This window comes from Gordonia zhenghanii (assembly GCF_021738965.1).
In the GTDB taxonomy this organism is placed as follows: domain Bacteria; phylum Actinomycetota; class Actinomycetes; order Mycobacteriales; family Mycobacteriaceae; genus Gordonia; species Gordonia zhenghanii.
Genome location: NZ_JAKKOQ010000026.1, coordinates 1 through 14,608 on the forward strand (window position 1 = coordinate 1; position 14,608 = coordinate 14,608).

The 14,608-nt window shown below is 66.3% G+C and carries 14 protein-coding genes and 1 pseudogene; 11 read left to right on the top strand and 4 right to left on the bottom strand.

Features of this window, described 5'->3' with window-relative positions:
• Positions 1-136 precede the first annotated feature (136 nt).
• The gene (locus tag L5G32_RS18960; RefSeq protein ID WP_237012652.1) at positions 137-988 is read left to right on the top strand and encodes a CocE/NonD family hydrolase; all 852 of its coding nucleotides are present in this window, start codon (positions 137-139) and stop codon (positions 986-988) included.
• 188 nt (positions 989-1,176) lie between these two features.
• The gene (holA, locus tag L5G32_RS18965) at positions 1,177-2,139 is read left to right on the top strand and encodes a DNA polymerase III subunit delta (protein ID WP_237012639.1); all 963 of its coding nucleotides are present in this window, start codon (positions 1,177-1,179) and stop codon (positions 2,137-2,139) included.
• Between the two features lie 132 nt (positions 2,140-2,271).
• On the opposite strand, the gene rpsT is transcribed toward holA, so the two are convergent.
• The gene (rpsT, locus tag L5G32_RS18970; protein WP_237012640.1) at positions 2,272-2,532 is read right to left on the bottom strand and encodes a 30S ribosomal protein S20; all 261 of its coding nucleotides are present in this window, start codon (positions 2,530-2,532) and stop codon (positions 2,272-2,274) included.
• Positions 2,533-2,742: 210 nt separating this feature from the next.
• On the opposite strand from rpsT, the gene L5G32_RS18975 reads away from it, so the two are divergent.
• The gene (locus L5G32_RS18975) at positions 2,743-3,843 is read left to right on the top strand and encodes a sulfotransferase family protein (protein ID WP_237012641.1); all 1,101 of its coding nucleotides are present in this window, start codon (positions 2,743-2,745) and stop codon (positions 3,841-3,843) included.
• Position 3,844: 1 nt separating this feature from the next.
• Here L5G32_RS18975 and L5G32_RS18980 read toward each other — a convergent pair whose 3' ends face one another.
• Positions 3,845-4,252 carry a type II toxin-antitoxin system PemK/MazF family toxin gene (locus tag L5G32_RS18980; protein ID WP_237012642.1) on the bottom strand — a complete coding sequence of 136 codons (408 nt, stop codon included), beginning with the start codon at positions 4,250-4,252 and terminating at the stop codon, positions 3,845-3,847.
• Positions 4,249-4,920, bottom strand: coding sequence for an alpha/beta hydrolase family protein (locus tag L5G32_RS18985; protein WP_237012643.1), 672 nt, complete (start codon positions 4,918-4,920; stop codon positions 4,249-4,251). Before L5G32_RS18985 ends, L5G32_RS18980 begins: the two co-directional genes overlap by 4 nt.
• A 110-nt stretch (positions 4,921-5,030) precedes the next feature.
• Between L5G32_RS18985 and lepA the strand changes: the two genes are divergently transcribed.
• The 8 genes from lepA (at position 5,031) to L5G32_RS19025 (ending at position 14,237) form a co-directional block, all read left to right on the top strand.
• Positions 5,031-6,884 (top strand): translation elongation factor 4, encoded by a 1,854-nt coding sequence (gene lepA, locus L5G32_RS18990; RefSeq protein WP_237012644.1) that lies wholly within the window; start codon positions 5,031-5,033, stop codon positions 6,882-6,884.
• 4 nt (positions 6,885-6,888) lie between these two features.
• Entirely contained in the window at positions 6,889-8,907 is a 2,019-nt protein-coding gene (locus L5G32_RS18995; protein WP_237012646.1) for a M3 family metallopeptidase, read from the top strand.
• Positions 8,908-8,916: 9 nt separating this feature from the next.
• Positions 8,917-9,117, top strand: a complete 201-nt coding sequence (locus L5G32_RS19000; protein WP_237012647.1) for a hypothetical protein — start codon at positions 8,917-8,919, stop codon at positions 9,115-9,117.
• 213 nt (positions 9,118-9,330) lie between these two features.
• Positions 9,331-10,410: a sulfate ABC transporter substrate-binding protein gene (locus L5G32_RS19005; protein WP_372491730.1), complete on the top strand. Its 1,080-nt coding sequence runs from the start codon at positions 9,331-9,333 to the stop codon at positions 10,408-10,410.
• A complete protein-coding gene (gene cysT / locus L5G32_RS19010; RefSeq protein WP_237012648.1) occupies positions 10,407-11,246 on the top strand; it encodes a sulfate ABC transporter permease subunit CysT in 840 nt (279 codons plus the stop codon). The genes L5G32_RS19005 and cysT overlap by 4 nt, the downstream gene beginning before the upstream one ends.
• Positions 11,243-12,091: a sulfate ABC transporter permease subunit CysW gene (gene cysW / locus L5G32_RS19015; protein ID WP_237012649.1), complete on the top strand. Its 849-nt coding sequence runs from the start codon at positions 11,243-11,245 to the stop codon at positions 12,089-12,091. The genes cysT and cysW overlap by 4 nt, the downstream gene beginning before the upstream one ends.
• A 1-nt stretch (position 12,092) precedes the next feature.
• The gene (locus L5G32_RS19020; RefSeq protein WP_237012650.1) at positions 12,093-13,082 is read left to right on the top strand and encodes a sulfate/molybdate ABC transporter ATP-binding protein; all 990 of its coding nucleotides are present in this window, start codon (positions 12,093-12,095) and stop codon (positions 13,080-13,082) included.
• A gap of 231 nt (positions 13,083-13,313) precedes the next feature.
• Entirely contained in the window at positions 13,314-14,237 is a 924-nt protein-coding gene (locus tag L5G32_RS19025) for an alpha/beta hydrolase (RefSeq protein WP_237012651.1), read from the top strand.
• Positions 14,238-14,301: 64 nt separating this feature from the next.
• Here L5G32_RS19025 and L5G32_RS19030 read toward each other — a convergent pair.
• Positions 14,302-14,493: pseudogene (locus tag L5G32_RS19030) on the bottom strand (hypothetical protein); the annotation flags it as partial.
• Positions 14,494-14,608 lie beyond the last annotated feature (115 nt).

Here is a 14,608-nt window from a genome sequence, read left to right on the forward strand (position 1 = left end):
ACGGCGAGCTCGATCACCGGCCACCGACCGAGATCGAGGACCACTACTGGCAGCAGCACACTACTACCGAGACTGAACCTGCACTACAGAACAAATGATCGGTCTCTAACAAACCCGGGTCTTGACACCGCCTTCGATGGACGTGCTGCAGCGGGCCTGGTTCGATAAATGGATCAAGGGAATTGACAATCGGATAGACCAGTACGCCCCAGTGACCAGTCACCAGCAGGGTGGGAAGTGGGTCCAGTCTCGCGCCTTTCCTCGTGCCGGGCAGGAATACCGTCGCCTGTATCTGACGTCGACGCGGAGTCGCACGTCACCGACGGCGGTGCGGGATGGGAGTCTGTCTGCTGCCTCGCCGGTCAAGACGGCCAAATGGACGGTCCGACCGGGAATCACCACACTGTGCTCAGGTGACGCGAACCGCGATCAGGCCGGTCTTTTCAGTCCATTCGATTTCTGCTCAGGAGACAACCGCATCGCTGAGCGGGGTGCACTGACCTTCACCTCTCCTCGCGTAGGACGGGCTACCTCGATCACCGGCGCGATCAATGTGCACGTGCGCACTCAGGTGGACGCTAAGGACGGGTTCTACGCTGCCGTCGTGAGCGACGTGGCGCCCAACGGTACGTCCACGGTCCTCACGACCGGATCGATGACCGTATCCATCCGCAATCAGATCGACAGAGCTGCGTCGAAGTACGCACCGAACGGGGACGTCGTCGATCCCATCTACCGCCTCGACGCCTTCCACCGAGACACCGTGAAGCCGGGATCCAAACAGTTCCTCGACATCGGGATGTTCGGCACCGACGCGCTTCTTAACCCCGGACACCGCCTCAGGGTCAGTGTGTACGCGTTCAACGCGCCCCACGCGGTCAGCTTCGGCCCGATCAGCCACGACAGCCAGCTGAAGCCCGAACACGTGCTGATCGATCCACGTGAGCCCTCGTGGGTTCAGGTGCCGAGTGACCGCCCAATCGGCTGACCGTGCGAGCAGTGTGCCGCGGTGACCGGCATCGGTGGTGTGGACATACTCAGTCTCCCGGTGGGCATCAGTACGAACCCATTTCCGAATGTCTGGCGCGAACGTCGTGCCCGACGCTCAGGCGGTCCTCGGTGGCGAACGGCCCGGCGGCCTCCAACGCGTCGGCGGGTGGATGGGAGGATGGACGGGTGAGCGATCGGCTGTTTCTTCTCCTCGGCGACGACGACTTCCTGACCGGTCGCGTGATCTCGCGCATCAGCGCGGAGCAGTCGCGCGCGGTGGGCGTCGACGTGCCGGTGACCCGCGTGCGGGCAGGTGAGGTCACGGCGCCCGAACTGGCCGAACTCCTCAGTCCGTCGCTGTTCGCCGACGAGCGGATCGTCGTCATCGAAGCGGCCGACGCCGCAGGCAAGGAACCGGCCGGGTTGATTGTGGCGACGGCGAAATCGGTGCCGGAAGGGATCACCATGATCGTGATCCACTCCGGCGGCGGACGCCAGAAGTCGATGGTCGGTCTCCTCAAGAAGGAGGGGGCGCAGGAGTTCGTGTGCGTCGCCCCGAAATGGCCCAACGAGCGTGTCGACTTCGTGCGTGCCGAGTTCCGGGAGATCGGCGTCAAAGTGAGCCCCGAGGTCGTCGAGCTCGTCACCGACATGGTCGGGTCGGATCTGCGAGAGTTGTCGGCGGCCTGTCACCAGTTGGTCGCGGACACCGGCGGGAAGGTCGACGCCGCAGCGGTCCGCACGTATTACACCGGTCGTGCGGAAGTCACCGGGTTCGAAGTCGCCGACAAGGCGGTCACCGGTGATCTCGCCGGAGCGATGGAATCACTCGCGTGGGCTCAGCATCACGGGACCGCGCGGGTCCTGCTGGCCGACGCCCTCGCCGAAGCGGTGTTCGGCATCGCGCGCGTGCGGTCGATGGGCGGCGCCGACAAGTACTCGGTCGCCTCCGAACTCGGCATGCCGCCAGGCCGCGTCGGCAAGATCCAGGGTCAGGCTCGCGCATGGGACTCGGCGTCGATCGGGAAGGCGATGCTCGTCGTCGCTCAACTCAACGGCGATGTGAAAGGCCAGGCGGCCGACATGGACTACGCGCTCGAACACGCAGTGTCCCGGGTCGCACAGCTACGGCCGCGCCGGGGTCGGTAACCAGAAGAACCCCGACGGTCGCGTGAACACCGTCGGGGTCGTCTGGGTACTGCTATGAAGATCTATCTGACGTCGACCAGGCCGTGCGGCCAGCGACTATTCAGTAGCCGGAGAAGACTCAGGGCCGGAGAATCAGAGCTTGTTAACCGCGAGAGCCATGGCCGACTTCTTGTTGGCGGCCTGGTTCTTGTGGATGACGCCCTTCGACGCGGCCTTGTCGAGCTGCTTGCTCGTGTCGAGCAGCATCTCGGACGACTTGTCCTTGTCGCCGGTCGCGACGGTCTCGCGGAAGGTTCGGATCGAAGTACGCAGAGCCGACTTGATCGACTGGTTGCGCTGACGGCGCGCCTCGTTGGTCTTGTTCCGCTTGATCTGCGACTTGATGTTTGCCACGCGAATTCCTTCTCGTCGTTTGTCAGCGGCCATCCGGCCGACCGTCGTGTGTTCTGGGCAGCGCTCCGCGACCGAGAGGTCGGCGACGAGTGCAACAGCGGTCAACGTTACCAGCGTGCGTGCGAGCACCCAAATCCGTGACGCGGGCCGCTTCCGGGGACCGTGGAGGCGGCTGAGTTGAAATCATCGTGATCCTAATAGGGTGGAGCCATGTCTGTCGTCTACGTCCACGTCGGTCTGCCGAAGACCGGCACTACGCACGTTCAGGGTCGGCTCTGGCAGAACCGAGATCACGCGATGGCTGCGGGTCTGCTGTATCCGGGGGTCAACATGGACGATCACTTCCATGCGGCGACCCATCTGCAACCCGAGCGCTACCTCGACTGGGCGCGACCCGAGCACGCAGGCGCATGGCCCGCGATGGTCGAGCAGATGCGCCAGTGGCCGCAACGCTCCCTCGTCTCGCACGAGTTGTTCGCGAACGCAGGCCCCGACCGGATCCGGCAACTCGTCGCCGACCTCTCGTTCGCCGACGAAGTCCACGCGATCCTCACGGTGCGCGACCTCGGTCGACAGGTCCCGTCGGTCTGGCAGGAGAACGTCAAGAATCAGCGTCGTGCCAGCCTCGACGAGTTCCTCTCATCGATCAGCGCAGGCCCAGACGCGCCGGGCGACGAGCCGTTCTGGGAGTTCCAGGACTACCGGCGCATCCTCGCCGACTGGTCCGCGGTGGTCGGAGCCGAGCGGGTGCATGTCGTGACGGTCCCCGCGAAAGGGGCTGCCGAGCCCGGCGACGGGCTGTGGGAGCGCTTCCTGCGCGTGGTCGACGTGGACCCGGCACGCCTGCCCGAGGCTCCGGTGCGTGACAACAGTTCGCTGTCGGCGTCGCAGACCGAGTTCCTCCGGCGGCTCAACACTCGCCTCCAGCCGACCGACGTGGAATGGAGCCGCTACGAGCGACTCGTGAAACACGTCCTCATCCACGAGGTGATGTCGAACATCGACGCAGGTGCGCCCATCGGGCTGGCCCCAGGGCAACTCGACTGGGTGGCCGACTACTCCGATGAACTCGTGTCGGCGATCGTCGACGGTGGATACCCGGTGGCGGGGACCGTCGACGATCTGCGGGTGACATCCGGCGGAACCGACTCGGCTCCGGTCACCGACGAGGAAGTCTTCGACGCGGCGCTCGATGCGATCGCCGAGTGGGTCAAGGTGTCGGCGATCGTCGACCCGCCCGTGCGGTTGAAGACGCGCTTGGGCAACGTCGTCCGCGCCGTCCGGCGTCGTTCGCAGGCATTGCGGCGGTAGCTCAGCTCCAGCCGAAGCGATTCCGCAGCGTGTCGGCGACGCCGTCGAACCGCTTCCGGTCGCAGACAGCGCCCTCCCGGCGAATACCGTGCTCGGCGACGAGCAGGACGCGGTCGAGTCGCACGAAGCTCTCGCGGCCTTCGCGATCCCAACTGCCCGACCCGATGGACTGCCAGTCGTCGTCGCCCCGGTGATAGTCCTTGCTCGAGAGCATGAGCCCCAACAGGTGCTCGTCGTCGCGGCCGACCACGAGGACGGGCCGATCCTTACCCTGGCTCGCGTCCTCCTCGAACGGCACCCACGTCCAGACGATCTCGCCGGGGTCGGCGCTGCCGTCGAGATCAGGGGCGTATGCGATGCTGCGGGCCAGATCGCCGGTCGGTTTCTCACCGGTCCGGTCGTGGGTCATCGGCCTGCTCCGAACTCGCGTGCTGCGGGCACGAGCCACGCCTCGACCGCGTCGGCCGTCGTCGGGCCGACGCCGCTGCGGTCAGGTCGCAGACTGTGGTCGGCCTTCTCGATCTCGATCAGCCGGACCTGCCCGCCGAACGTCGGAAGGACCGCGGTGAACTCGTCGGACGTCCCGAACGCGTCCGAACGCCCGTGGACGATGAGTGTCGGCGGCGCGATCTGTGGGAGGTGCTCGGTCCTGGCCTTCTCCGGCTTGCCCGGCGGATGCAGCGGGTACGACGTGAGGAGCAGTCCGTCGGCGAGAGTCGAGTCCTCGGCCACGGCCATCGACGCTTGGCGCCCGCCGTACGACTGGCCGCCGACGATCACCGGACAGCCCGTGCCGAGCGTCGACCTCAGCACCGCGAGCGCCGCGCGGATTCCGTCCCGATCGGCGGCGGCCTTCGACGGCGACGGCGGTCCCTTCGGTCGCTGCTGGCGGTAGGGGAGGTCGATCCGCGCGACGGCGAACCCGCGCGCAGTCAGCGATTCGCTCAGGACTCGCAGGAGGACCGACTGTCGGTCACTGCCCGCGCCGTGCGCCAGGACGACCAGACCGACGGGATCGTCGGGTGATTCGAGGTCGGCGACGACGGCGTCGGCAGTCACGGTGGTGGCGTTCGTCACGCGACCGACACTACCGGCGGCAGATCGGAGAATCGTCGCCTGCCGGGTCGGCGTGCGAAACTGGAGGGTGATCTGTGTGCCGGTTCCATCCCGGCCCCGCCGCCCGAGGAGTGAGTTCGATTCCCAGCTTCGCCGATACGACGTTCACCGATCCTGCCTCGATCAGGAACTTCTGCATCATCGCGCACATCGACCACGGTAAGTCCACGCTCGCGGACCGCATGCTGCAACTGACCGGCGTCGTCGAAGAGCGGGCGATGCGCGCGCAGTACCTCGACCGCATGGACATCGAGCGCGAGCGCGGCATCACCATCAAGGCGCAGAACGTGCGGCTCCCGTGGACGATGGACGGCGAGGACTACGTCATCCATCTCATCGACACGCCGGGGCACGTCGACTTCACGTACGAGGTGTCCCGCGCACTGGAAGCCTGTGAGGGCGCCATCCTGCTGGTCGACGCGGCGCAGGGCATCGAAGCGCAGACTCTCGCCAATCTGTATCTGGCGATGGAGAACGACCTGACGATCATCCCAGTCCTGAACAAGATCGACCTGCCCGCCGCCGATCCGGAACGGTACGCATCTGAGATCGCGCACATCATCGGCTGCGAACCCGAGGACGTCCTGCGGGTCTCCGGCAAGACCGGCGAAGGCGTTCCGGCCTTGCTCGACGCCGCGATCCGGCAGATCCCGGCACCGGTCGGCGACTCGGACGCCCCGGCCCGCGCGATGATCTTCGACTCCGTCTACGACACCTACCGCGGCGTCGTCACCTATGTCCGGGTGGTCGACGGCAGGATCGTCCCCCGCGAGAAGATCGCGATGATGTCGACGGGCGCGACGCACGAACTCCTCGAGGTCGGCATCGTCTCGCCGGAGCCGAAGGCGAGCAAGGGACTCGGCGTCGGCGAGGTCGGCTACCTCATCACCGGTGTGAAGGACGTCCGCCAGTCCAAGGTCGGCGACACGGTCACGAGCGCGCGCGGCGGCGCCGCCGAGCCGTTGACCGGCTACCGCGAGCCGCGGCCGATGGTCTACTCGGGTCTGTACCCGGTGGACGGCTCCGACTATCCGGTGCTTCGCGAAGCCCTCGAGAAGCTGCAACTCAACGACGCGGCGCTCACCTTCGAGCCGGAGACGTCGGTGGCTCTCGGCTTCGGTTTCCGTTGTGGCTTCCTCGGACTCCTGCACATGGAGATCACCCGTGAGCGTCTCGAGCGCGAGTTCAACCTGAACTTGATCTCGACGGCGCCCAACGTCGTGTATCGCGTGGAGATGGAGGACGGCACCGAGCAGATCGTCACGAACCCCTCCGACTGGCCGACCGGCAAGACTCGCAACGTCTACGAGCCGATCGTGAAGACCACGGTCATCGCGCCGAGCGAGTTCATCGGCTCGATCATGGAGTTGTGCCAGACGCGTCGCGGCGAGCTCGGTGGCATGGACTATCTGTCGGAGACGCGCGTGGAGATGCGGTACACGCTGCCGATGGCCGAGATCATCTTCGACTTCTTCGACGCCCTCAAATCGCGGACCCGTGGTTACGCCAGCCTCGACTACGAGGAGGCAGGCGAACAGGCCGCAGATCTCGTGAAGGTCGACATCCTGTTGCAGGGCGAGGCCGTCGACGCGTTCAGCGCGATCGTCCACAAGGACGCGGCGTACGGCTACGGCAACAAGATGACGAACAAGCTCAGGGAACTGATCCCGCGCCAGCAGTTCGAGGTGCCGATCCAGGCGGCCATCGGCTCGAAGATCATCGCGCGCGAGAACATCCGCGCGATCCGCAAAGACGTCCTGGCCAAGTGCTACGGCGGTGACATCAGTCGTAAGCGCAAGCTGCTCGAGAAGCAGAAGGAAGGCAAGAAGCGCATGAAGACGATCGGGCGCGTCGAGGTGCCGCAGGAGGCGTTCGTCGCGGCGCTCTCGACGGACGCCGTCGGCGACAAGCCGAAAGGCAAGTGACGCTGTGAATCCCGTCCTCGCCGACTCCGGCCTGCCCTACGGTCTGCCCGACTTCGCGTCGATCTCCGACGACGACTTCCTGCCGGCGTACGACGTCGCGTTCGCCGAGCATCTCGCTGAGATCGACGCCATCGCGGCCGATCCCGAGCCTGCAACCTTCGTCAACACCGTCGAAGCGCTGGAGAACTCGGGTCGTGCGCTGGCACGTGTCAGCGGGATCTTCTTCAACCTCGAGGGCCCGGACACCAACCCTGCGCGAGCGCAGATCGCGCAGACTCTCGCCGTCCGGCTCACCGAGCACAGCAACGCGATCGCCATGAACAAGGCACTGTTCGCGCGGATCGAAACGGTCCACGCGGCACGCGAAGACGCGGGGCTGACCGAGCCGCAGCGACGGCTCGTCGAACAGCGGTACCGGGACGCGGTCCGTGCAGGCGCTGCGCTCGACGACGCGGGCCAGGGTCAGATGCGGGAATGGTCGTCGCGGCTGGCGACGTTGACCACCGACTTCGGTCAACGCCTGCTCGACGACACGAACGCGTCGGCCGTCCTGTTCGACGACGTCGCCGACCTGGACGGACTGTCCGGCGGCGAGATCGCGGCCGCACGACGGGCCGCCGCCGAAGCGGGTCGGGACGGCTGGCTCGTCGCCCTGGAACTGCCGTCCAGCCAGGGCAGTGTGGCGAAGCTGACCAGCCCAGACGTACGACGCCGCGTGTTCGACGCGTCGATCACCCGCTGCGCACGCGGCAACGAGTTCGACACCCGCGACCTCGTTCGCGAGATCGTCGAACTGCGCGCACGGCGGGCACGTCTCCTCGGATACGCCGACCACGCCGAGTACGTGCTCGCCGAGCAGACGGCTCCGAGTCCGAAGGCCGCGGCCGATCTGCTCGCCGACCTCGGCGGCGCAGCGATGGCCGCAGGTGCTCAGGAACTCGAGCGCATCGGCGGCGGAGCCCGGTTGGAGCCGTGGGACGTCACGTTCGCGCTCGCCTCGGCGCAGCGGTCGGGCGGCGACGTCGACATCGACGAGTTCGAGCAGTACTGCGAACTCGAGTCGGTCCTGCGCGACGGGGTGTTCGCCGCCGCGAACGCACTTTACGGACTGACCATGACTGAACGCCCCGACCTGCACGGCTACCACCCGGACGTCCGCGTCTGGGAGGTCGCGCGGGACGGGGAGGGGATCGGGCTGTTCCTCGGCGACTTCTTCGCGCGACCGTCCAAGCGGGGCGGTGCGTGGATGAACAACGTCGTCGACCAGTCCCACAGCCTCGGGACGTCGCCGATCATCGTCAATGTGTCGAACCTGACGAAGCCGGAGGCCGGCGAGAAGTGCCTCCTGAACCTCGATCAGCTGATCACCGTGTTCCACGAGTTCGGGCATGCGATCCACGGTCTGCTGTCGGACGTCGACTACGTGTCGCAGTCTGGCACGTCGGTTCCCCGTGACTTCGTCGAGTTCCCGTCGCAGGTCAACGAGATGTGGGCGCTGCACCCCGATGTCGTCGGCGGCTACGCTCGGCACTTCCGCACGGGTGAGCCCGCACCGGCAGACCTGCTCGACGCGGTGCGCGCGGCGACGGCCACCGAGACCGCGCACTCGACCATCGAATACCTGGCAGCTGCGGCCCTCGACCTGGCGTGGCATCGACTCGGCCCGGACGACATCCCGGCGGACGTCCTCGTATTCGAAGAGCAGGCGCTGCGTGAGGCCGGACTGTGGTCGGAGCTGATCCCGCCGCGTTACCGCACCACGTACTTCAACCACGTGTTCGCGGGCGGCTACTCGTCGGGCTACTACTCGTACGTCTGGTCGGAGGTCCTCGACGCCGAGACCGAGCAGTGGTTCCTGGCGGGCGGCGGGCTCGACCGTGAACTCGGTCGCGCGTTCGCCGACGCCGTCCTCTCGCGCGGCGACAGCGTGGACCCGGTGCGCGCGCACGCGGCGATGCTCGGTCGTGACGCACAGATCGGCCCCCTGTTGGCGCGGCGCGGACTCGCCGCGACCGGCGAGTAGGGTGACGGCATGAGCGGTGCGCTGGCGTGGTGGGACTCGGTGGAGGAGTGGCTCACCGGGCTCCCTTTCATCCCACAGCTCGTGGTGTTCCTGCTGATCGCCATCCCGCTCGCCACAGCCATCGCCTTCGGGGTCAATTACCTTGTCGGCAAAGCGTTCTCAGTGTTCGCCCGGCGCGACGTCGGTGACGATCACGGATTGGGGATCTAGTCGTGTTCCGTTCCAAAGTGACCATGGCGCTCGTCGCGCTGTTGATCCTCGTCGTCATCGCCTGGCTGATCCTGCGCTGACCGCAGGCAGTTCAATGAGACGGACGTCGGCGGGGGATGCTCATGACGGGCTCGAACGCGACAGTTCGAATCAGTGTGAGCGCAATAGCGTTCTGCGTTGAGGTGCAGGTCGCCCCGTTGTTAGCGTCATCGAGTGAACTCGGAGAAGACACCTAGGCGCGTGCGGCGCCCGCGCCGGACCATCGGCTGCCTCGCCGTCGCCGTCGCACTCGTGGCGTCGGTCGCGGCCTGCGGCGGCGGATCCACAGACGAGCCGGGCGGCATCGACATCTCGTCGGGCAGCAGGCACATCGGTCTCGCCGCCTACGCGGTCCCGAAAGTCGGCTTCGACACGGTGATCCCGGCCTTCCGGGAGACGCCCGATGGCCACGACATCGGCTTCTCGCAGAGCTACGGAGCTTCCGGCGACCAGTCGCGCAAGGTCGCGCGGGGCTTGCCCGTCGACGTCGTCAACTTCTCCGTCGCCCCCGACGTGACGCGACTGGTGAAGGCAGGTGTCGTCGACGAGGACTGGGAAGACCAGCACCCGAACAAGTCGGTGGCCTTCGGTTCGGTCGTCTCGCTCGTCGTCCGGGACGGCAACCCGAAGAACATCCGCACCTGGGACGACCTGCTCAAGCCCGGGGTCGAGGTCGTCACCCCCAACCCCGGCAGCTCAGGGTCCGCCAAATGGAACCTCCTCGCGCCGTACGCCGCGAAGAGCGATGTCGGGAAGAATCCGGACGCAGGTCTGGCCTACGTCCGGGAACTGGTGCGCGATCACATCCACGTACTCCCGAAGTCCGGCCGTGAAGCGACGACGACGTTCCAGCAAGGACAGGGCGACGTGCTGATCAGCTACGAGAACGAAGCGATCATGCTCGAGCGCGGAAACCGCGACGCGACCGCGTCACAACGCGTCGACTACGTCGTCCCGTCGGACACCTTCCGCATCGACAACCCCGTCGCAGTCGTCAACACAAGCGAGGACATCGACGCGGCCAGGACGTTCGTCGACTACCTGTTCACTCCCGCCGCGCAGCGACTGTGGGCCGACGCTGGTTTCCGCCCGACGAATCCGGTGATCGCCGCCGAGACTCGCGGCGACTTTCCCGGCGACATCCGCCGTCTGACGACCATCGACGATATCGGCGGTTGGAAAGCCGTCGACAAGAAACTGTTCGGGTCCGACGGGGCCATCACCGCCATCTACGACGAGGAGGCGGGCAGTTGAGCACCGCAGAGACCACCGAGCCCCGCGGCGGGGTTGGTCAGACTCGGCGATCGAGCACCGGTCTGACCGTCGGCGTCGCCGGGCTGTGGCTGAGCATCATCGTGCTGTTGCCATTGGCGGCGATCGCCGTGCAGTCGTTCGACGACGGCCCGGCCGGGTTCTGGGACGCCATCGTCGCGAAGCCCGCGTTGCAATCGCTCGGCATCACTGTGCTCGTGTCGCTCGTCGTGGCGATCATCAACGTCCTTTTCGGCACGTTGATCGCGTGGGTCCTGGTGCGCGACGACTTCCCCGGAAAGGGATTCGTCAACGCGATCATCGACTTGCCGTTCGCGCTGCCGACGATCGTCGCGAGCCTCGTTCTGCTCTCGCTGTACGGGCCGGACAGTCCGATCGACATCCACCTGTCGGCCACCCAGCCCGCCCTGATCATCGCGTTGACATTCGTGACGTTGCCGTTCGTGGTCCGCCAGGTGCAGCCGGTACTCATGGAACTCGATCACAGCGTCGAGGAGGCGGCGTCGGTGCTCGGCGCGAGCAACCGCGTCATCTGGACCAAGATCGTCCTTCCGGCGCTCCTGCCGTCGATCCTGACCGGCGCTGGCCTCGCGTTCACTCGGGCGATCGGCGAGTTCGGCTCGGTGGTCCTCATCGGCGGCAACATCCCGGGCAAGACTCAGGTGTCCTCGCAGTACATCCAACAGCAGATCGAGGTCGACGAGCCCGTCAACGCGGCGGCCGTCTCGGTGGCGCTGCTGGTGATCGCCTTCGTCGTACTGTTCGTCCTGCGCGTCGTCTCGCGCATCCAGACACGCCGGGAGGGCGCGGAGTCATGATCGTCTCGAAATGGACGCGGCTCGGCCTGCGTACCATCGCACTGATCTACCTGTTCGTCCTCCTGCTCGTGCCGGTCGGCCTGATCTTCTGGCGGTCCTTCGAGCACGGCTTCGGCCAGTTCTGGGAATGGATCACCACGCCTGCCGCGATCTCGGCGTTGCAGCTGTCACTGCTGATCGTGGTGATCGTCGTCCCGCTCAATGTGATCTTCGGTGTGGTGACAGCGCTGGCGCTGGCCCGCGGACGATTCCGCGGCAAGGGCGTCCTGCAAGCGATCGTCGACCTGCCGTTCGCGGTGTCGCCGGTGGTCGTCGGTGTCGCGTTGATCGCGTTGTGGGGCGCCGACGGCTGGTTCGGCGGCCTCGAGTCGCTCGGCATCCGAATCATCTTCGGACTGCCCGGCATGGTGTTGGCGACGATCTTCGTGACGCTGCCGTTCGTCGTCCGCGAAGTGGAACCGGTGCTCCGGGAGATCGGGACCGAACAAGAGGAAGCGGCCGTCACGCTCGGTGCGACCGGGTGGCAGACCTTCTGGCGCATCACCCTCCCCGCCATCCGATGGGGCCTGACCTACGGCGTCGTGTTGACGGTCGCCCGTGCGCTCGGCGAATACGGTGCGGTGACCATGGTGTCGTCGAACTTCCCTGGCGTGTCCCAGACCCTGACCCTGTTGGTGCACTCGCGGTACACCGACGACTACAACGAGTTCGGCGCATACGCGGCCGCGACTCTGCTCATGCTGGTGGCGATCGTCGTGCTCGTCGCCATGACCATCATCGAACGACGCGTCCAAGGGCGGGTGGCCGACGCGAGTTCGGCGATCGTCGAAGAGGAGAAGAACTGACATGTCCATCTCGGTGATCGGTGCAAACAAGAGGTACGGGGAGTTCGCGGCGCTCGACGACGTGTCGATCGACATTCCCGAGGGGTCGCTGACCTCGCTGCTCGGGCCGTCCGGGTCCGGCAAGTCGACCCTGCTGCGAGCCATCGCGGGTCTGGACACTCTCGATTCGGGAACTGTCAAGATCAACGGTCGCGACGTGTCGAAGGCGTCGCCGCAGCAGCGCGACATCGGCTTCGTGTTCCAGCATTACGCGGCGTTCAAGCATCTGACGGTGCGGGAGAACATCGCGTTCGGGTTGAAGATCCGCAAGCGGCCCAAGGTCGAGATCGAGCGGAAGGTCGACGACCTGTTGGAGATCGTCGGACTGACGGTCTTTCAGAAGCGTTACCCGGCGCAGTTGTCGGGCGGTCAGCGTCAGCGCATGGCGCTGGCACGCGCTCTCGCCGTCGACCCGCAGGTGCTGCTGTTGGACGAGCCGTTCGGCGCGCTCGACGCGAAGGTCCGCGAGGATCTGCGCAAATGGCTGCGGAACCTGCACGACGAGGTCCACGTGACCACTGTTCTCGTCACGCACGATCAGCAGGAGGCGTTGGACGTCTCCGACCGGATCGCGGTCCTCAACAAGGGGCGCATCGAGCAGATCGGCACCCCCGACGCGCTGTACGACCACCCGGACAACGTGTTCGTCGCGTCGTTCCTCGGTTCGATATCGAAGCTGAACGGCGAACTGGTCCGCCCGCACGACATCCGGCTGGGTCGGACCCCGGAGATGGTGTTCCCCGGGCCCGACACATCCCTCGACACCGGTGTCGTCAAAGCGCAGATCATGCGCGTGGTGAACCTTGGGTTCGAGACGCGCGTCGAGCTGCGCGCGGCGACGACGGGGGAGGAGTTCCTCGCCCAGATCACCCGCGGCGACCAGAACGCGTTGAACCTCGCGGCGGGCGAAGAGATCTACGCCCGCGCCACCCGGGTCCCCGAGCTCGACTGATCCACAACGCTCGACCAGGGATCTCGACTCCGCTCGATCAGCGGGGGCGTCTGCTGGTCGAGCCTCCCTCCGCTGGTCGAGCCTCCCTCCGCTGGTCGAGCGGAGTCGAGACCACAACGCGCGCACAGGATCTCGACCGTCGGCTCGCTCCATGCCCTAAGCGGCGGCACGTCACGACCGACCGTGGTGCAGACTGGGATTCGAACGCAGTCTCGTCGCCTTGGAGGTTTCATGCCGATCGATCCGAACACGCAGGCTCTGCTCGATGCGATGGCGAAGGGGACGCCGATGCACGAGATGACGGTGGAGCGGGCACGGCAGGCCTTCGACGCGATGAGCGACCGGTCGGGGCTGGCTCCGGTCGAGGTCGCCGACATCGCCGAACGCACGGTTCCCGGGCCTGCGGGCGACATCGGAGTCCGTGTGTACACACCGGCGGGCGACGGGCCGCTTCCCGTTCTCGTGTACTTCCCGGGCGGTGGATTCGTGGTCGGCACGCCGCAATCGGTGCACGGACCGTGTTCGGTCTGGTGCAACCAGCTGTCGGCGGTAGTCGTCTCCGTCGACTACCGGAAGGGGCCCGAGAATCTGTTTCCGGCCGCGTCCGACGACGCGATCGCCGTGACCCGCTGGGTCGGCGAACACGCGGTGGAGTTGGGCGGCGATCCGGCGCGGATCGCGGTGGCAGGCGACAGTGCGGGCGGCAACCTGTCGGCGGTCGTTGCGATCGACGCCCGCGACAACGGTCCGACTCTTGCCGCACAGGTGCTGATCTATCCGGCGACTGACATCTCCAAGCCGTATCCGTCGCTCAAGGAGCACGGCGAGGGAAAGTTCCTGACGAAGGACCTGCTGCGCTGGTTCGGCAAGAACTACCCGTCTGATCCGAAGGACTGGCGCTCGTCCCCACTGCTCGCCGACGACGTCACTGGTGTCGCGCCGGCGTTCGTCGTCACCGCCGAGTACGACCCGCTCCGTGATCAGGGCGAGGCGTACGCACAGCGTCTCGCGGATGCCGGAGTTCCGGTCCAGGCCCGGCGGTACGACGGCCAGATCCACGGCTTCGTCGCCAACCTCGCGGGTGTGACAGGCCTCGGGCGGACCGCCGTCGATGACATCGGCGAGTACTTGGACGGCGTCTTTCACGACGGTTGAGGATCAACGCTGTAGTTTGCTGCCACATAGTGGCAGTGATCTACAGCGTTAAGGATCTACAGCGTTATCCGGGTGGGCAGTTCGGGCAGCGGACGAAGGGGCCGGGCCACCCGTTGGCGGTCAACGCCGTCGCGATCTTCCACGCCGTCTCGCACGGCCGTCCAGCGACCTGTCCGAAGCCGAGGCGCAGGGTCAGGCGTCGTTCTCCGACAGCAGCGTCCAGGTCTCGTTCGAGGTCGCGGTCCGTGGGTTCAGGTGGTGGTTGCAACGCTGGTTGTGTTAGTTGCTGTTGGTTGTTGATAGTAGTTCGTTGAATTTTTCTGCTGGGGTGGCGAATTCGTGGACTTGACGGGGGCGGCGGTTGAGTCGGT